The 18,279-nt window shown below is 40.0% G+C and carries 16 protein-coding genes; 6 read left to right on the top strand and 10 right to left on the bottom strand.

Going from position 1 to position 18,279, the window contains the following annotated elements; genetic code table 11:
• The first annotated feature begins 268 nt into the window (after nucleotides 1–268).
• Both QZ488_RS17375 and QZ488_RS17370 read left to right on the top strand, forming a co-directional pair.
• The gene (locus QZ488_RS17375; RefSeq protein WP_293751160.1) at nucleotides 269–1,204 is read left to right on the top strand and encodes a D-2-hydroxyacid dehydrogenase; all 936 of its coding nucleotides are present in this window, start codon (nucleotides 269–271) and stop codon (nucleotides 1,202–1,204) included.
• Between the two features lie 145 nt (nucleotides 1,205–1,349).
• Nucleotides 1,350–2,312, top strand: coding sequence for a GGDEF domain-containing protein (locus QZ488_RS17370; protein ID WP_293751158.1), 963 nt, complete (start codon nucleotides 1,350–1,352; stop codon nucleotides 2,310–2,312).
• 37 nt (nucleotides 2,313–2,349) lie between these two features.
• On the opposite strand, the gene QZ488_RS17365 is transcribed toward QZ488_RS17370, so the two are convergent.
• A complete protein-coding gene (locus QZ488_RS17365; protein ID WP_293751156.1) occupies nucleotides 2,350–3,144 on the bottom strand; it encodes a hypothetical protein in 795 nt (264 codons plus the stop codon).
• Nucleotides 3,145–3,261: 117 nt separating this feature from the next.
• Here QZ488_RS17365 and QZ488_RS17360 point away from each other — a divergent pair, with 117 nt between their 5' ends.
• Entirely contained in the window at nucleotides 3,262–4,620 is a 1,359-nt protein-coding gene (locus tag QZ488_RS17360; RefSeq protein ID WP_293751154.1) for a glycoside hydrolase family 2 TIM barrel-domain containing protein, read from the top strand.
• Between the two features lie 53 nt (nucleotides 4,621–4,673).
• On the opposite strand, the gene QZ488_RS17355 is transcribed toward QZ488_RS17360, so the two are convergent.
• On the bottom strand, nucleotides 4,674–5,078 hold the full coding sequence (locus QZ488_RS17355; RefSeq protein ID WP_293751152.1) for a DUF4826 family protein: 405 nt from the start codon (nucleotides 5,076–5,078) through the stop codon (nucleotides 4,674–4,676).
• A gap of 148 nt (nucleotides 5,079–5,226) precedes the next feature.
• On the opposite strand from QZ488_RS17355, the gene QZ488_RS17350 reads away from it, so the two are divergent.
• Complete coding sequence (locus tag QZ488_RS17350) at nucleotides 5,227–5,613, top strand: DUF2750 domain-containing protein (RefSeq protein WP_293751150.1); 387 nt, start codon at nucleotides 5,227–5,229, stop codon at nucleotides 5,611–5,613.
• A gap of 25 nt (nucleotides 5,614–5,638) precedes the next feature.
• Here the strand turns inward: QZ488_RS17350 and QZ488_RS17345 are convergent, their stop codons facing one another.
• Entirely contained in the window at nucleotides 5,639–6,286 is a 648-nt protein-coding gene (locus QZ488_RS17345) for a UPF0149 family protein (RefSeq protein ID WP_293751148.1), read from the bottom strand.
• A 158-nt stretch (nucleotides 6,287–6,444) separates the two neighbouring features.
• Between QZ488_RS17345 and QZ488_RS17340 the strand changes: the two genes are divergently transcribed.
• A complete protein-coding gene (locus QZ488_RS17340; protein WP_293751146.1) occupies nucleotides 6,445–8,625 on the top strand; it encodes a TonB-dependent receptor in 2,181 nt (726 codons plus the stop codon).
• 82 nt (nucleotides 8,626–8,707) lie between these two features.
• Here the strand turns inward: QZ488_RS17340 and QZ488_RS17335 are convergent, their stop codons facing one another.
• The 4 genes from QZ488_RS17335 to QZ488_RS17320 all read right to left on the bottom strand — a co-directional run bounded on the left by QZ488_RS17335 (nucleotide 8,708) and on the right by QZ488_RS17320 (nucleotide 12,764).
• Complete coding sequence (locus QZ488_RS17335) at nucleotides 8,708–9,835, bottom strand: PatB family C-S lyase (protein ID WP_293751144.1); 1,128 nt, start codon at nucleotides 9,833–9,835, stop codon at nucleotides 8,708–8,710.
• Between the two features lie 50 nt (nucleotides 9,836–9,885).
• Nucleotides 9,886–10,275 carry a response regulator gene (locus tag QZ488_RS17330; RefSeq protein WP_293751142.1) on the bottom strand — a complete coding sequence of 130 codons (390 nt, stop codon included), beginning with the start codon at nucleotides 10,273–10,275 and terminating at the stop codon, nucleotides 9,886–9,888.
• Between the two features lie 143 nt (nucleotides 10,276–10,418).
• A complete protein-coding gene (locus tag QZ488_RS17325) occupies nucleotides 10,419–11,984 on the bottom strand; it encodes a SulP family inorganic anion transporter (RefSeq protein WP_293751141.1) in 1,566 nt (521 codons plus the stop codon).
• Between the two features lie 159 nt (nucleotides 11,985–12,143).
• Nucleotides 12,144–12,764 (bottom strand): FKBP-type peptidyl-prolyl cis-trans isomerase, encoded by a 621-nt coding sequence (locus QZ488_RS17320; protein ID WP_293751140.1) that lies wholly within the window; start codon nucleotides 12,762–12,764, stop codon nucleotides 12,144–12,146.
• Nucleotides 12,765–12,955: 191 nt separating this feature from the next.
• Here QZ488_RS17320 and ppc point away from each other — a divergent pair, with 191 nt between their 5' ends.
• Complete coding sequence (ppc, locus tag QZ488_RS17315) at nucleotides 12,956–15,577, top strand: phosphoenolpyruvate carboxylase (RefSeq protein ID WP_293751139.1); 2,622 nt, start codon at nucleotides 12,956–12,958, stop codon at nucleotides 15,575–15,577.
• 100 nt (nucleotides 15,578–15,677) lie between these two features.
• Here the strand turns inward: ppc and QZ488_RS17310 are convergent, their stop codons facing one another.
• The 3 genes from QZ488_RS17310 to QZ488_RS17300 form a co-directional block, all read right to left on the bottom strand.
• Nucleotides 15,678–16,451, bottom strand: a complete 774-nt coding sequence (locus tag QZ488_RS17310; protein WP_293751137.1) for a transporter substrate-binding domain-containing protein — start codon at nucleotides 16,449–16,451, stop codon at nucleotides 15,678–15,680.
• 147 nt (nucleotides 16,452–16,598) lie between these two features.
• Complete coding sequence (locus QZ488_RS17305) at nucleotides 16,599–17,267, bottom strand: PDZ domain-containing protein (RefSeq protein WP_293751135.1); 669 nt, start codon at nucleotides 17,265–17,267, stop codon at nucleotides 16,599–16,601.
• Nucleotides 17,268–17,345: 78 nt separating this feature from the next.
• Nucleotides 17,346–17,837, bottom strand: coding sequence for a retropepsin-like aspartic protease (locus QZ488_RS17300; RefSeq protein WP_293751133.1), 492 nt, complete (start codon nucleotides 17,835–17,837; stop codon nucleotides 17,346–17,348).
• Between the last annotated feature and the right edge of the window lie 442 nt (nucleotides 17,838–18,279).

Genomic DNA, 18,279 nt, shown 5'->3' with positions numbered 1-18,279 from the left:
GATACCAAAATGCGCCAATTGTTCGTTTGTTAACTCTTCAATTGTATTGGCTTGTGTGGTGTTTCTTTTAGGCGATAAAATTTTTGCGTTATTAACTATATTGGTAGTGGTGTTATTTGTTTCACTCATTTGGCGTCTCTGGGTAAGATAAATATGACATACACCAGAATAAACCGAATTTAATTCACACATAACAATAAATTAACAAATATAATTTCACAATTTAATGAATTAGTAATTTAATCTTTACAAAGGACAGATCTAATCCATGCATAACCTAGCCATTTTGAGTCGTGATTCAGCGCTCTACAACAGACTTCTCGAGGACGCGCATTTACCAGATCTAAAGCTTATTTTGGTTGATAATAAAGTGACTGAGGACTTTGATTACTCGCAAGTACACATTTTATTTGGCGATCCCGATTTGACTTCGCAAGTTGTTAGCCAATGTACTGAGTTAAAATGGCTACAATCAACTTGGGCCGGAAACGCTGCGCTGTTTGCGCTGGATAAAACCAACTATCAACTGACTGGAGTGAAAAATGTATTTCAGCAAGCCATGCAAGAATACGTATTTGCTTATCTTCTGTATTTTTCCCGCAATCTGACTGGATTCAATCAAGCACAGAAAAATAAAACTTGGGCAGCACCCACTTATCAATCATTAGCCGGTAAAACTCTAGGCATAATGGGCGTGGGGAATATTGGTAAAGCCGTGGCTAAAATGGCTAAACAGTTTTCAATGAAAACACGTGGCTATACCCGAACCAGCCGTGACTGCGAATATATTGATCAATATTACACCTATAACGACGAACAAGGCTTTGCCACAGGATTGGATTATTTGGTATGTCTATTACCTCAAAGTAACCCAACTACCGGACTAATCGACAGCACATTTTTATCTTATCTACCTAAACAATGTGTGTTGATCAACGCGGGGCGAGGCTCAACAGTAGTCGATAGCGCTTTAATCAATGCGCTACAAAACGATAGACTTCAAGCGGCGGTATTAGATGTATTTGAAAAAGAGCCATTACCTGAAGAGCACCCATATTGGCAGTTAAACAATACCTACGTTACCCAGCACACGGCAGCTGAATCATTGCCAGAAGATATATTCCCACTATTTAGTGATAACTATCTTAGATATATGGCTGGTTCCGCTCTTCAACACGTTTTGGATTTTAAGCAAGGTTATTGATGGTCATTTTGGACTTAGAAGCCTTTAACCAACGCCCGAAAATGTATCAATAATGGGCCACTTTCAAATTCATGCAGTGCAGAGTAAGCTTATTTAAGCTGGGATTGTCTAAGAGAGCAATTCTTTATGCGCAAGGGTACTAATTATGAAGAGAGAGAGAACCACCGAAGAATACATCATATTGTCCATTAGCGGCACGTCAGCCTTGTGCATTGCACCATTCTTTTTTATCAGAGCATTTTACGCTGACTGGTCAATTGCATTACTTGATTTATTTGTTGTTTTATCAACCGCATCGCTATTTTTTTATGTGTATAGCACAAGCAAAATTCTTTTGGCACGCTGGGTTTTGGCTATGCTGTGTATTGGTATCGTACTCAGCACTATTGCTTTGAAAGGCGCACAACAAATTGTCTGGTTATACCCGGGTATCATCTGCATATTTTTCCTACTTAAACCCAATCAATCTCTTATCATTACTACAACAATGATTGGCCTACTTGGTGTGTTTTTGTGGGAGCAACTCAGTTACATTTCGATTGTCCAATACGTTTTTTCAACCCTCATTACTCTGCTATTTAGCTACGCGTTCGCTGATCGAATGATACGTCAACAAACACTGCTCAAAGAACTTTCTATTAAAGAGCCCCTAACAGGAGCCGGAAATAGACGGGCGATGGAAGAAAAGTTACTAGAAACCACAGGACAAAACAACCCACAAAACCCATCAATTATCTTAATTGATTTGGATGAGTTTAAAAAAGTAAATGACCAATATGGGCAAAGTATCGGCGATACTATTTTACGAGATTTTGTAGAGGTGGTAATCCAAATATTGACACCGGAAGACCATCTATATCGTTTTGGTGGCGAAGAATTTGTCATAATTTCACATATACGAAACCAAGAAAACACCGCAAAATTGGCAGAACAACTACGTAGATCCATAGAAAAACACAGTTTTGAACAGAATCTACGTATTACGATTTCACTGGTTATTGCCGAATACAAGCCTGATGAAACAGGGTTTGAATGGTTAGGTAGAGCCGACAAAGCCATGTACCAAGCAAAAGGAGCTGGGCGTAATCTCTGTTGTATTGCTGCCTAATGGCGGTTAATTTTATTATGCTAATCGGCAAATATAACTAATCCAATAACGCACCAGAAAAATGACTCATGTTAGTCGGCAATACTGGGTTGCTTAAGGTAAATATTTCTCTATTTCGCAAATTTAGGCGCTGAGCCACATCACCATGATGATGAGTAAAAAGTGCTTCGAATTGACCATTTGCCATTATCTCATTTAGCCCTTTTTCTAGCCGATTAGCCAAATTAGGTTTATTAGGAGTGACATAAAAAACTAAGGGGAAAGGGTAATAAAGCATCAGGGATGGCTCAATACTAATACCGCCGATTGACGCAACTCGATGAGTAAAAACATCTTCGATTTCATTCACACCTAAAGCAACATAATCAAAGGTACCATTTTTCAGTAACAGAAATAAATCGTCCAAGGACCCTCGCTCAATCACCTTGAATTGATTATGTCTAAATAGATTAGCATCAGCCCACGTTTGTGGAATGCCAATAGACAAAGATTGCAGTTGTTGGATTTTTTTAAGCTGGGCAAACGATGCTAAAGATTCATCTCTAACCAATAACAAGCGGTAACCCAATAACCCTTTAGTCAGTGCTTGAGGTATGACTAATTTTTGCTTGTCGTTAAATTTTACATTTCCGGCAACGGTAACCAAAATATCTGCGTCTCGAGTAAAAATATTAGCTTCGTCATCGGCGTTAGGATAATCAGTATTATCAACTTGGACGTCCACTGCCCCACATTCTTGTTCAGTCTGATTTAAGCATGCTTGGAGCAGCGCTGTTTCATAACTCTGCCTTGCTGACGATTTGTTACCATTCCAAAAATTGACTTTTTGCATCCGCTTAATCCTAACAATGAACCGCATCGCCGCATTGTGCCTTTTTTTTTTACTGAATGGTCAAAATATGCCTTACAATTTATTTTGCTTTGTAATTTAGTCATTTATGGACACAATATGAAATCTACTTTTGTTATGACCTCTCGTTTGTTTTCCTCAATATTATTTCTGGCCCTTAGCAGCTTACTAGTTGCATGTAACGATTCGGCTCAAACCCCGTCAGTAGTAAAAGTACTCAAAAAGGATAATCAATATTCTCTTAGCGTTAATGGCCAACCTTATGATGTTAGGGGGGTGGGTTTAGGTTACAAAAACGATGAAAGAGTCATTGCTTTAAAAGAAGCAGGTGGTAATACCTTTAGAACCTGGGAATTAACGAATATCGAACAAGAGCTAGCCATAGCTGAAAAACAAGGGTTGATGATTGCTGTAGGTATCAAAACAGGTAAAGAATTATTAGGCTTTGATTACAATGATGAAGAAGCCGTGGCAAAACAGTTTAAACGTGTCATCGCAGACATCGAAAAATATAAAAATCATCCTAATGTACTGATGTGGGTGATAAACAATGAACCTAATTTATTATTTGATGAAGAAGGAAAGTTGAAAGAAGTTAACCCCAAGGTGTATGCCGCTATGGGCGACATCATTGATACTATCCATCAAATTGATCCTAACCATCCTGTCACCTTTAGCCTTGCAGGTGCCAATCCGAAAGATATCGCGAATGTTCTAAAATATGCACCCAATATCGATATTTTATCTGTGCAGAACTACGGTGATTTAGTGGCATTACCCGATAGCATTGCCAAAAGTAACGTAGACAAACCTTATATGGTGACCGAGTTTGGTCCGATGGGACATTGGGAATTACCCACCACAGAATGGCAAAGAGAAATAGAAGAACCAAGTGCAGTCAAAGCTGCTGGCATGGCCAAACGCATGCAAGACGTCATTCTTGACGATAAAACAGGTAAAATAATCGGTTCATTTGCCTTTTTCTGGGGACAAAAACAAGAACGAACACCGACTTGGTATGGCATGTTTAACGAATCAGGTGAACAAACGGCGCGCATAGACGAACTAACTCGTTTGTGGACAGGACAATACCCGGCCAACCGTGCGCCACTGTCTAAAGTCATCAGCATTAATAATACTCAAGCGGTTGAAAACATTCGTTTAAAACCAGGACAACTAGCTACGGTCAAGGTTCAAGTATCGGATCCGGATGGTGACCCATTAACTCACGATTGGGTATTGATGCAGGAAGTGGAAACTCGCAGCCAAGGGGGTCACTTTGAGGCAAAACCAGCGGCATTGACATTAAAAACTCTTAACTCTAACGTGCAAGCAGATTTTGTTGAAATGACATTTAATGCGCCTGATAAGGTAGGAGAGTATCGATTATTTAACTATGCTCACGACGGAAAAAACAAAGTGGGAAATGCAAATATCCCGTTTATGGTTGAGAATTGATTCAATCCAAGCGTCCCTTGACGTTTTTTACAATCAAGGGACTTGCGACTCAATTATTGCCAATTTTTTTCGTTTGAAAACAGGTCATACACCATCTCAGCTTTGTTGACTAACACCTTTGCATAATCCTTACGTAACTGATCCTTAGTATCACTTTGCAATATATTTTCTGCTTGTAACTGCCAGCGCATTGAAAATGCTCTTAGGCTTTCTTGTGCATTCTTTGCAGCGGTATAAGGAATGGCGTCTGCAGGCACATCACCACTAATCACCCAATAATACTTACCTTCTGTGGATTTTATTTTCCATACAGCAACAACGGGGGCTAAGTATCGGCATTCTTCTGTCGCGACGCTCTCGAAAAGTACACCTTGTTCCGCTAGATGTTTGTTAGCTCTTTGATATTGCTCTCTAACCCATTCAGATAATTGTGCTTCGCTGAATTCTTCCGACGCCATAAATGCTAAACCTTTGATGATAAAAAATGTGATTTTATCATATACTCAATCGTCGGGTTAACAAGTTGCAAAATTGAAAAAAGATTCATTGTAAACTTTTTATTATCCTCCTAACCTACAACACAACTTTACTATTTTTGGATCATTTATGTCAGATACTCAAGGGAACACCACCCCAATCAATACAGCTCAATTCACACCAGAACAACGCCTCTCTTATCTACTCAAAGAATGTATCTCAAACAAACAAGTATGGATCCTCACAGACCAAGACGGCTGCGTAATGCTCAATACTGAAGATGAAGATTGTACACCTGTATGGCCAAGTGAAGCCTTTGCTAAGGCTTGGGCTACAGGAGATTGGTCTGAATGTGAGCCCAAAGCGATTGATTTGAAAACATGGCATAGCCGCTGGACTCAAGGTTTAGAAGATGACGATGTCGCCATCGCTGTTTTCCCTAGCGAAGATGAAGAAGGATTGGTTATTTCCGCCCAAGAGTTTGATTTTGAATTGAAGACAAAAGCCAAGAAATAAAAGGTGACCAAACTAACTCGTCACTCTATTTTTGTTCAAACGTCTCAAATTGATTAGGTAAGAAGTCGACCAATCTGCCAGACAATCCAACATAGGTTTTTAAGGTTTGTGGGAAAGATAAAAAGATTTTTGGCAATATATTCAGTAATTGGTCGTTACCTCTGTTTTCGGCCTGTTTAACTGCCAGAGGAATATCCGCAAAGGTAGTGAACATATACAAACAATGACTTAAGTCTTTTTGAAGTTGTTGCATCTGAGTCAATTCACTCACTTGCATTTTACCCCAAGCATTTTGCCAAACTGGCTCAAGTTGACTATGTCCAAACAACATACCTTGGCACCACATTGCAACTGAGCTTTGATTGTGCTCTTCCTGACTAAATGTAATACCTAACGGTAAATGTATTTTTTCTTCACTCATGCTTTTTAACTGTTCTTGCAACATCTTCATCAAAATATCGGTGAGATTATCTGCTTGTTCAGTACTAGTGAGTTGATTACTGGTTTTGATAACCCAGGGTAACCATTTTTCAGGCATCGGGATTTCAGGGGCTGCTGCCACAGCAAAAACAACACCTTGAATAAAAGCATAAGGATGTAACACACCTGACAGCTCATCTGACTCACATAATGAGTTTAATGAAGCGTGAGTGTTTGATTCAAATTTGTGCATTGCCTAACACTGCCTTTTTGCCTTGTTAGCTTAAGGCATATTTATTTTTATTACGTCCCCTAGATTAACCAGTTGAGACAATTTATTCAAAAAGTGATTGCACAAATTCAACAATGTTATAATATAACATCACCTTATCATTTAATTTCTAGTGTCTTATGCCTTTTAATTTATCAAAAATAACCTTATTAATATTGGCAGTTATTGCCACTCGACCTGCTTTATCACAAGAGAAACCTACTCAAAAAGATGAAAATGATATTGAAAAACTCATTATCACAGCTTCGCCGTTAGGGCGTTCAATTTTGCAGTCCGCTACTCCGGTTTCTATTTTGAGTGGTGAGGAACTAGAAAAGAACCAAAGCGCTACATTAGGAGAAACACTAAAATCAGTACCAGGAGTAAACAGTACTTATTTTGGTCCTGTTTCTAGCAGCCCTATTATTCGAGGCTTAGATGGCCCAAGAGTCAAGGTCATACAAAATGGATTAGATAGTTCTGATGCATCTCGCGTGGGCCCTGATCACGTAACAACCAATGAAACTAGCACTGCGACTCAAATCGAAGTGTTACGTGGACCATCAACATTGTTATACGGAAGTGGGGCAATTGGTGGTGTGGTAAACGTAGTTGATAATCGCTTACCTAAAACCCGCCAAGATGAAACATCTGGCCGAGTCAGTGCACTTTACGATTCAGTTTCAAACGAACGTTCCCTATCTACTGATCTTAATGGCGGTTCTGGGGAAGTAGCATGGCATCTTGATGCGTTTAAACGTAAAACTGATGATTATGATGTGCCTGAGTTTGCCCTTGAAGATGGTGACATAGTAGACACCATTGATAATTCAGATATAGATTCCCAAGGTTTTACTTTTGGAGCAGGTTGGATTGGTGACGATGTGTCAGTTGCTTTATCTTATGGCCGATTAGAAACGGAATATGGTGTTCCTGGTCATTCTCATGACGAGCATGAAGAGGAGGAGGAAGACCACGATGAAGAAGAGCATAATGAAGAGGAGCACGAAGAAACAGAAGAAGTATTTGCACTCATGAAGCAAGATCGTGTTCAATCAATGGTTGATTGGAAGAACCTCTCAGGTTTATTCACCGAAGTCCATTGGCACAGTGCTTATACCGATTATCAACATAGTGAAATAGAAGAAGGCGAAGTAGGCACCACTTTCGCCAATGACTCTCTTGAATCAAGACTTTGGGCTAAACATAAAGCTGCATTAGGTTGGGAAGGCGTCGTAGGATTACATTATACAAATTCTGAATTTTCAGCTGATGGTGAAGAAGCCTTTACGCCATCTACCGATTCAACCAATACAGCTTTATTTGTATTAGAAGAAAAATCAATTGGCGATTTTTTATGGCAGCTTGGCGCTAGAGTTGAGCATGTATCTCATAAACCAGACAACGAATTTTTTATCGATAGCGAAGTCGATGCAGATTTTAAAGACTTAACGTATACAGCAGCTAGTGCATCAGCAGGATTTGTTTATAACGTGAACGAAAACCAGTCGCTTGCATTAAATTATGCATTCTCTGAACGGGCACCCTCTTCATCTGAAATTTTTTCAAATGGACTCCATATTAGTACGTCTACCTATGAAGTTGGAGCAGGTTTTGATTTAATGATTGATGACAGTGATCCACTCGATATTGAGTTTACTGTGGTGCAGTCTAATCAATCAGTGGATAAAGAAATCTCTAATAATTTAGATTTTACTTATAGGATCCAAGCTAATAACCTGCAAGCGAACTTCAGTGTATTTTACAATCAAATCGATAACTATTTGTTCCAACAAAACACCGGCTTAGAATTCCACGACCATGAAGAAGAAGGTCATGAGGAGGGAGAGGAAGAAGGCACACCTGTGTATTTATTCGCTCAACAAGACGCGGTGCTTTATGGTTTTGAAGTTGATGTTGATTGGCATTTAAATGAGAATTTACGAGTTAGCGCATTTACTGACTTTACCCGCGCAAGGCTAGCCCATAGTGAAGATAGCAACACCAATTTGCCTAGAATTCCGCCAATGAGATTTGGTGCAGAATTACACTGGGAACAAGATAATTGGCACGCAGAATTAGGCGCAATCCACTATTCAAAACAAGACAACATTGCTGACTATGAAACCCAAACCGATGGATATACCTTAGTTTCTGCGTCGTTTAATTATTATGTTCCTTTGGGCGATAATGATTTTACCATTTACGTGAAAGGTAATAACTTAACCAATAAGTTAGCCAAGGTTCATAGCTCTTTTATAAAAAATGTTGCTCCTTTGCCAGCCCGTTCTTTCGTAGTTGGGGCTAAGTACAACTTTTAGTTAACGTATTTCTAGATGGGATACTTCATAAAAAAGGGCCTAACTTCACAGTTAAGCCCTTTTTTAATCTGATATAACGACACTAGGCCTTTAACAATTTAATCGCTTGTTCTAGTTGCGAACGAGGGCAGCCAAAGTTAATACGTACAAAATTCTTATCACCAAAATCAATCCCAGGTGAAGGGCCAATACCCTTATCTTCAAAGTATTTTTGAGGGTTATCACTCCCTAAACCACTGGCATCAATCCACGCCAAAAATGTTGCTTGTGGTGTCAGTAATTTTAAGCCATCTATACTGGCTATTTCTGCCGCCAAATAATCTCTGTTGCCACGTAAATAGGTTAATAATTCCTGATGCCAATCATCACACTGAGTAAAAGCGGCTTCGGTGGCAGTTAAACCTAAAACCGTTACCCAGGGCACAATACCCTTGGCTGCGGCATTGAATTTACGTCTTACATTAGGGTCTTCAATAATTGCGAAAGACGTGCCTAATCCTGCAACATTGAAGGTCTTACTTGCAGCCATAAGTGTAATGGCCTGCCCTTTAAAGCCTACCAATTTTCCCGCCGGAATATGTTTTGCAGTTTCATCCAAGATAATGTCGCAATGAATTTCGTCAGAGCACAACATAACGTTATGACTTAAACAAATATCAGCTATACGTTGCAGTTCATCAGATGTAAGTACTGTGCCAACAGGGTTCATCGGATTACATACAATAAACAACTTACATGCAGGATCAGCTGCTTGTTTCTCAAGTTCATCTAAGTCGATTGTCCAACGACCGTTAACTTCCACAGTACCTATATCAACCTTAATCAAGTCATTTAGTTTAGGAGCGGCGATAAGTGGTGGGTAGTTGGGCGTTTGGATCAATACTTTGTCGCCAGGTTGACAAACAGCTTTGCAAGCAACGTTAAACGCAGGCACTACTCCAGGTGTCCAAACGATCCAATCGGATGAAATTTGCCAGTCATATTGACGAGCCAACCAATCAACAACCGCTTTATTTGCTGTTACATGATCTGCCGGCAAGGTATAACCCATCAAACCGTGCTCAGTTCGCTCTTTGAGGGCATCTAAAATAGGCTCAGCGCATCTAAAATCGGTATCCGCGATCCACATTGGCAAGATATCGCGGCCTTTATATTTTTCCCATTTGAGAGCGTAACTGGGGGTTCTATCGATAATTTTGTCAAACTGCATGAAATGTATCACTTCAATTGAAAAGGTTTAAAGGAATAAGCTTAACAAGGTTACTCACCATCCGCATCGCGGATAAGTCGTTCGACTTTATTGAGCAGATCATTTGAATGAATAGGTTTCACTATAAAGTCTGTTGCGCCCATTCGCATAGAATCAACCACTAACTTTTTAGTAGCATTCGCGGTTACCATCAAAAATGGGCAATTAGGTTTGCATATTCGAAGTGCTGCGAGTATGTCTAAACCACTCACATCTGGCATTATCCAGTCACAGATCACCAAAGAAATTTGGTCCATACTGTCACTTTGTACATAATCGAGTGCTTTTTTGCTGTCAGAAAACACAGTAATTTGACCCGAAGTCACCTCTTCAAGAATGATTTGCACCAATTCAAGCGTAATGTTGTCATCATCAATTACTACAATATTACAGTCGTACATCAATTTCCCTCCATGAAATAGTTTCAAAAGTATAACAAAACAAACATTCTACTGGTTAATATAGTACTCAATAGAAAGTTAATGTAAAACTTTCTAAACTATCGCCCAGTAGGGACTGGGCGGCAAGAAGTTTATAGCAGTCTTCAGTCTAGTTTATCAGACGCAATATGGTATCGCGGATCTTCATTTAAATTCATTTCTACATATTCTTGGGCTTTAGTCATTAACTGACGGCATTCTGGACTGATGTGCCTAATATGTAATTTTTTGCCCTGTTCTTTATATTTGTCAGCCAAACCGTCAATCGCATCGATACCTGATGAGTCCCATACGCGAGATTCGTTAAAATCGATCACCACATCTTGCGGATCATTTTGTGGATCGAACAAATCTTTAAAATGCAAAACGGAACCAAAAAACAACGGCCCTTCTAGTTCATAGACTTTCCAGCCATCATCATCTGTGTGAGTACGTGTGTGAATATGGGCCGCATGTTTCCATGCAAACACTAGTGCCGAGACGATAACCCCAACCACAACAGCTACAGCTAAATCAGAAATAACAGTCACAGCCGTTACCAAAAACAGTACAAAAGCATCTTCTTTATTGATACCACGGATAATTCTGAATGAAGCCCATTCAAATGTACCAATCACCACAATAAACATCACCCCAACCAAAGCAGCTAAAGGGATCATTTCGAGTAAAGGTGCGGCAAATAAGATAAAACCAAGTAATACCAACGCAGCAGTAATACCAGACAAACGACCACGACCACCAGAGTTAATATTGATCATACTTTGACCAATCATGGCACAACCACCCATGCCACCGAAGAATCCGTTAACTGTATTAGCAAATCCCTGACCTAGACATTCTCTGTTACCGTGTCCACGTGTGTCGGTCATTTCATCAATTAACGATAAGGTTAAAAGAGATTCAATCAAACCGACTAAAGCTAGAATAATAGACGTAGGTAAAATGATATAAAGTGTTTCAAAATTGAAAGGCACCATCGGAATAGAAAAGCTGGGCAATTCGCCAGCCAAAGTAGCGCTTTCTTTTTGATCCGCAGGCAACATATCGCGGACAAAATCAATAACGGTTCTGGCCTCTAAATCTAAACCATGAACGAGTGCAGTCACCCCGACAATTGCTACTAATGAAGCTGGTACGGCGGTGGTGAGTTTAGGTAAAAAGAAGATAATAGCCATAGTCAATAAGACCAAACCTAACATCATATAAAGCATGTCGCCTTGCATCCATCCTAAATTACCTAAATCATCCAAAACTTTAAACTGGCCCAGTTGTGCAAGAAAAATCACAATGGCAAGACCATTTACAAAGCCCAGCATCACTGGATAAGGTACTAGTCTGATAAACTTACCCAACTTAAAAATGCCGAATAGCAGTTGTAACAAACCTGCCAAAATAACCGCTGCAAATAAATACTGTACGCCATGCTGAGCAACAAGGGCGACCATGACAACAGCCATAGCACCAGTGGCACCAGAAATCATGCCTGGCCTGCCACCTAAGGCTGAAGTTATCAAACCCATCATAAAGGCCGCATATAAACCAACCATAGGTTCAACACCCGCAACAAAGGCAAAGGCAACAGCTTCCGGCACAAGGGCCAAAGCAACTGTGATCCCAGACAACACATCATTTTTGACGTTACTGTCTTTATTGGTGATCAAATCAAACATTTAAATTCCTCATTAATGCTGATGTTCAAAAATTAGGCGCGGATTCTATCAGAATTCGCAAGGTATTTCTTTTAACAGATTGTTAATTTTTAAGGTTCACAGGTTAATTTAAGGCATAAAAAAAGCCGGAAAACCGGCTTTTTACTAAATTGACTGCAACTAGGCAAGTATATCAAGCAATTCAACATCAAATACTAGTGTGCTATGAGGACCGATAGCCCCGCCTGCACCTTGCTCACCATAGGCAAGTTCGGCTGGAACATGCAGTTTCAACTTAGTACCTACTTTCATAAACTGCAACGCTTCAGTCCAACCTTTAATCACACCGTTTACTGGGAATTCAGCTGGCTGGCCGCGTTCGTAAGAACTATCAAATACGCTACCGTCTAACAAAGTACCGTGATAATGGGTTCTTACAGTTGAGTTTAAAGTGGGTATTTCACCGTCGCCTTGAGTAACGACTTCATATTGAAGACCACTCTCTGTCACTGTGATCTCTTCACGTTTAGCATTTTCAGCTAAATACGCTTCGCCTTGAGCAATCACTTCGGCAAATTCGGCTGATTTAGCCGCTTGCATACGTTCATGAATTTCATTGAACGCAACACGCAACTTATCGTTATCAACCTGAGCAGGAAGATTATTAAATGCGTCTGCAAGACCGGCTTGCACTGCTTCAACATCCAAACCTTCAAAAGGATTAGCGCGCAATTGCTCACCCATTTGTAGACCAATACCGTAACTTGCTTGTTTTTCTATGCTGGAAAATTTATCTGACACTTTGGCTCCTAACCGCCCGCCTCTTTTTTAATTAAAAAAGATTTCGGCACTGTTGCTTTAAAAGCGCGCAAGTATATAGATAAACGTAAGAAAAAAACACATTTAGGCATGATTAATAGCTCTATGACTTAGACAAATAGCATACATATAAGTATCGTACCTGCAGATTTTTAATCATTTTGGAGATAATTGTGACACAAGTATTAGATTCTCAATTGACAGGAACAGTCCGTAATCTCGGCGCTGTATTGGGCGACACAATATGTAGCCAACTGGGTGAAGAATGGTTAGAAAGAATTGAAGCGATCAGAAAGGATGGGCGAAAAGCTCACCAAGGTGATGAAGATTCTACAAAACATGTTAAACAACTTTTCTCTGAATTAAAAAATGACGAATTACTCACTGTGGGTAGAGCCTTTTCGCAGTTTTTAAATTTGGCCAATATAGCCGAACAAGAATTTAACAGTAATAACGAACAAAATGACCCACTCGATACGTTATTTAGTCATTTAGATAAAAAAAATATTCAAGCCGATACCTTTGAAAAGGCGCTAGATAATTTAAATATTGAACTTGTATTGACCGCTCACCCAACAGAAGTGACGCGCAGGACACTTATACATAAACACAGCGAACTTGCTAAGTGCCTCAGTAGAGAACATGCATCGGATATCAACGAATCCGATAGAGACAAAATTGAAACCCGCATTGCTGAACTCATCAGCCAAGCTTGGCACACAGAAGAAATTCGTACTATACGCCCTACCCCTGTTGACGAGGCTCGCTGGGGATTCTCAGTAATTGAAAACTCACTATGGGAAGCTGTTCCCGAGTTTATTCGTGAATTAGATAAACGTTTTGTCGATAAATTTGGTTTGGCTATCCCTTTAGATATGTCTCCTGTGAAATTTGGCTCTTGGATGGGTGGTGATAGAGACGGTAACCCTTTCGTTACGTCAAAAGTAACCGAGCAAGTTTTACTTCTAGCACGCAAACGCGCCGCTAAACTTTTTGCAAAAGATATCGATATTTTGCAAACCGAATTATCTATGAGCGATTGCGACAAAGTGCTTAGAGAGCAAGTAGGCGATGTACTTGAACCTTATCGCGCTGTGCTCAGACCTCTTTTTGATAAATTAGTTAAAACTCAAGAAGGCATAGTAGAAAAGCTCAAAGGTACACCTGTTGATATGACAGATTGGGTAGATGACAAAGAGCAGTTGTTAGTGCCTTTGATGGCCTGTTATCACTCGTTGCAAGCCTGTGGCATGTCTGTTATCGCCCATGGCCACTTACAAGATACTATTCGCAGGATCCACTGTTTTGGCGTGCATTTACTTAAGCTAGACGTACGTCAAGACTCAGAAAGGCATGCTGATGTATTTTCTGAACTGACCCGTTATTTAGGTTTAGGTGATTATGGCCAGTGGAGTGAAGAAGACAAACAAGCATTTTTACTGAAAGAGTTAGGTTCAAAACGCCCATTGTTTCCGCCAGCTTGGCAACCCAGTGCAGATGTTCAAGAAGTAATAGACACCTGTAAAGTGATTGCTCAAAACGGTAAAGATGGATTTGGTATTTATATTATCTCTATGGCTAGCCTGCCTTCTGACGTATTAAGCGTGAATTTATTGCTTAAAGAACTAGGTGTAACTTGGCCTATGCCAGTGGCACCTTTGTTTGAAACATTAGACGACTTAAACGCTGCAGCTAGCGTGACCAAAAAATTGTTTTCCATCGATTGGTATCGTGGTTATATCCAAGGTCATCAATACGTGATGATTGGGTATTCTGACTCGGCCAAAGATGCAGGGGCAATGGCAGCTGGTTGGGCGCAATATGAATCACAAGAGGCCTTGGTCGCACTAGCCGAAGAAAACGAAATTGAACTTACCTTATTCCACGGGCGCGGCGGTACTATTGGCCGAGGTGGATTACCCGCTCACGCAGCAATACTGTCGCAACCACCGGGGTCGTTAACTGGCGGTTTTAGAGTCACCGAACAAGGTGAAACCATACGTTATAAGTTTGGCATGCCTATTTTGGCACAGCGCAGCTTAGCGCTGTATGCCAGCGCCATATTAGAAGCGCTCATTTTACCGCCTCCAGCGCCTAAACAAGCATGGCGCGAAGCGATAATAAAGATGGCAGCAGATGGTCGCGACAACTACCGTCAAATCGTCAGACACGACGAAAACTTTGTGCCTTACTTCCGCGTAGCCACGCCAGAACAAGAATTAGGTAAATTACCATTAGGCAGTCGTCCTGCGAAACGTAAACCCACTGGAGGCATTGAAAGTTTACGTGCGATCCCATGGATATTTGCTTGGGCGCAAACCCGTATGGTATTGCCTTCTTGGTTAGGTGTAATGAAGGCAGTACAAACGTCTTTGGACAAAGGTAAAAAAAACACCATTCAAGACATGTTAGATAATTGGCCTTTTTTCTATTCTCGCTTATCCATGTTAGACATGGTTTTCAGCAAAGCTGATCCTAAAATAAGCCAAGAATACGATAATAGTTTAGTGCCTGAAGAGCTCCGACATTTTGGCGACGCGTTGCGCGTTGAGTTACAACAAAGCATAGACTTACTGCTTAAATTACTTGATCAAAAAACAGTCTTAGAAAGTGACCCTAAAGGGTCAATTTCGATGAACATCCGTGCCAGTTACCTTCAACCCTTGCACTACTTGCAAATTGAATTACTGAAAAGGATTAGGCAGCTTGATGATCAAGAACACGACGCAACTCTGGAGCGTGCCATGATGGTGACGATAGCTGGGATAGCGGTAGGAATGAGGAATACCGGTTAGATACCTCTAGATATTCCAATTGACTTGCCAAGGATGGCGAGGCTGGGTACTAAACAATTTTGCGAGATTAAAAAGATCAAAGATAACGTTAAGCTCTGAATTATTCAGAATTTTTGTGTGATGCCTTCCAAGTACTACTAATCCTAGATAACTCACCATTGCTAGTTAAGGTAGTAATAGCCTTATTAATCTTGTCCACAATATCAATACTAATTGTTTTTTTGCTCAGCATAATAAAAATATCAGCACTATAAATTTCCAGCGAATGTTGTTCGAATTCATCTTCCATATGATATTTTTTGACAAAGGATTGCATGGTGTTAGGGTCAACTAAAAAACCATCAAGGTGACCTTTCATCAATAACGTAGCGTTTTGCTCTAGATCAATTACTTCACTTATGTTCGCTTGAAAACCCGATGTTTTGATTAACTCATCGTAGTCTTCGCCATAGTAATATCCACTTTCCACCCCGACAATGTACTTACTACCGACTAAATCAGACAAGCTTTGTAGGCGAATATTTTTGGCATTGCCTTTTTTAACAAACAGTTTCACCGTTTCCTTTCGGTAGGGTAGCGAAAAATATGCATATTTCTCTCGCTCTTTTGACCAAGAAGCCCCCATCGCCACATCCATCTTACCTGTTTTAAGAAAGTGCAGATGTGTCTTCCAAGGTATTTCAGCAGTGGTAAAGCTTAATTTTGCTTCGGCCATGACTGCCTTAAAAGAGTCGATATCTAAACCTACAAGTTGCCTATCTTTATTGTGATATTGATAGGGATACCACAACTCCCAGCCCGCAGACAAGTCGTTGGCTTTGAGCTGCGCCGTGAACAACATAACACTTAACAAAAATAGAATAGGTAGCTTCATTTTGTGACTTGTTTGATTAAACTATCTTTAGTTTATCAATGAATCGAGGTCAAAGGCTATGTTTTACCGAAATACCATTTTGTCTGTTATTTATTTTCTGAGATGCGGCCGATAAAATTTCACTACGCGAGATGTAAATTTAGTTGGCTAGTCTGACGAGTAACCCTTTATGGCGGTTGTTGTAACATTGACACATTCTTGACTCTTAGTGCACATTACAAATTGATTTGCTTGTGCATTCATGGCTATCCAATCTTCTTCACTCAATGCAGTGGCTAAGGCTTGGTTAATTGAGGTAATAACATCACCCCCTTTTATACCAGCTCGTTCGGCGGGTAAATTGGGGAATACATATTTAACCAACAAATCCCCATTTTGCAGTTTTCTTAAGTCCAAGCCCGCTAAGTTGTATCGAGAATGGAAACTTAGATTGCTATAAGGTCTGATAATAAATTGCTGACTACGGTAGTCAATAACAGTAACAAACTGGTTCATTAACGCACTACCTATTACCCACCAATCGTCTTCATCATCACTCGGAATAAGATTCGTCTTTACATTCTCAATATCAATGTTCCCAAAGGATACACTGGGTAAAGTAACACGTTTATGTTTTGTCATGCCGCTCATGCCGAAATCAGCCGCCTCCACCTGTGCTAATGGCAAATCAATATTGCTATCTGTAGGAAATGAGCTGCTTAATTTCATGTAATGACGACTACCGGTATCGATCAATACATCCCGTTCTGTTTCAAAAGTATCGTTAAAACGTATTTTTATAGGGATACTTATTTTATTAACAAATGTCACATCCATAGGTAGATTTGTATCACCTCCTTTCACTAGGTATGGCGTAGCTGAAAGACTTATAGTGTTATTGGCCTTGTCGAAGGTTCACGAAAAATGACGCAGTATGTCGTGCCCTAAGACTCCATCAAAAATAGCTTCATCAGGACGCATGTAATACTGAGAAGTAGATATAGGTATGTAAGCCACTTTTACGTTTTTAAAGCTCACTTTTCCAATCTGCAGGCTTTTCAAAGATGATTGATAGGCGTAGGTATCTTCGCCATCGCCCCAGCCCGCTATTTGCATGTCAAAACCCTTTTCACTTGCCAATGGAGCCCCTTTTTGAGTATCAAATAGCATGGTGAAAGAGGCTCCGGTATCAATAAGAAAAAGTAACTTTTTATCATTATTAGCAGTAAGGTAAATATAGGGTTTTTCACCAATGTACACAGCCTCCAGACTTTGTTCGGATGCGCCCTTGGCCCAAATAGGCTCGAGATCATTATTCGCTGCCATCATTCGAATACTGTTCACTACCGAGCAGCCATTCAATAAAAAGCAGGCACTTAGTGCAGTAATTGTTTTTATAAATGTCATATACCTTTTCTCCAATGACTAACTTTAATTAGTTTTAGTTGCTATAAGCATTAAAGCTTACAACATGTTCTTCTTTGCTCTGAGATGCGCATAATAATATTGAGGAGGTGAAACTTAGGTGAAAATAGCAGCACTTTGCCTATAGTTTGTGTCAAATAGGGTGGCAGCCCTATGCGCTTGAATCTCAGCGGTTGTTAGCGTTGCCAAAGGGCGACAAAAGAAAGTCGAAGTAATTCGCAAACGAAGGAATACCGACATTTTTAAACATGGCGCTATTTTCAATAATTTTTACAAATGTGTCTTTGTATTGAAGGTTTGTTTTTGACGGGATTTCCATTCAAGGGTCATACTGTAAATAATTGCTCCCAATAAAAAAGGCCACCTAAGTGACCTTTTCTGAATAAGTAAGCTTTCTACTTATAGGATTTTAGCTACTACGCCA

The organism is uncultured Paraglaciecola sp. (genome assembly GCF_913020055.1).
Taxonomy (GTDB): domain Bacteria; phylum Pseudomonadota; class Gammaproteobacteria; order Enterobacterales; family Alteromonadaceae; genus Paraglaciecola.
Note: the sequence above shows the minus strand (reverse complement) of the source record. Positions and strands in the feature narration are given on the sequence as shown.

Bases quoted from the DNA above. Each gene is read 5' to 3' on its own strand.
- QZ488_RS17365 (WP_293751156.1), bottom strand. From the start codon at position 3,144: ATGCAAAAAGTCAATTTTTGGAATGGTAACAAATCGTCAGCAAGGCAG.
- QZ488_RS17360 (WP_293751154.1), top strand. From the start codon at position 3,262: ATGAAATCTACTTTTGTTATGACCTCTCGTTTGTTTTCCTCAATATTA.
- QZ488_RS17340 (WP_293751146.1), top strand. From the start codon at position 6,445: ATGCCTTTTAATTTATCAAAAATAACCTTATTAATATTGGCAGTTATT.
- QZ488_RS17325 (WP_293751141.1), bottom strand. From the start codon at position 11,984: ATGTTTGATTTGATCACCAATAAAGACAGTAACGTCAAAAATGATGTG.
- QZ488_RS17370 (WP_293751158.1), top strand. From the start codon at position 1,350: ATGAAGAGAGAGAGAACCACCGAAGAATACATCATATTGTCCATTAGC.
- QZ488_RS17355 (WP_293751152.1), bottom strand. From the start codon at position 5,078: ATGGCGTCGGAAGAATTCAGCGAAGCACAATTATCTGAATGGGTTAGA.
- QZ488_RS17350 (WP_293751150.1), top strand. From the start codon at position 5,227: ATGTCAGATACTCAAGGGAACACCACCCCAATCAATACAGCTCAATTC.
- QZ488_RS17310 (WP_293751137.1), bottom strand. From the start codon at position 16,451: ATGAAGCTACCTATTCTATTTTTGTTAAGTGTTATGTTGTTCACGGCG.
- QZ488_RS17335 (WP_293751144.1), bottom strand. From the start codon at position 9,835: ATGCAGTTTGACAAAATTATCGATAGAACCCCCAGTTACGCTCTCAAA.
- QZ488_RS17375 (WP_293751160.1), top strand. From the start codon at position 269: ATGCATAACCTAGCCATTTTGAGTCGTGATTCAGCGCTCTACAACAGA.
- QZ488_RS17345 (WP_293751148.1), bottom strand. From the start codon at position 6,286: ATGCACAAATTTGAATCAAACACTCACGCTTCATTAAACTCATTATGT.
- QZ488_RS17300 (WP_293751133.1), bottom strand. From the start codon at position 17,837: ATGACATTTATAAAAACAATTACTGCACTAAGTGCCTGCTTTTTATTG.
- QZ488_RS17330 (WP_293751142.1), bottom strand. From the start codon at position 10,275: ATGTACGACTGTAATATTGTAGTAATTGATGATGACAACATTACGCTT.
- QZ488_RS17305 (WP_293751135.1), bottom strand. From the start codon at position 17,267: ATGGATGTGACATTTGTTAATAAAATAAGTATCCCTATAAAAATACGT.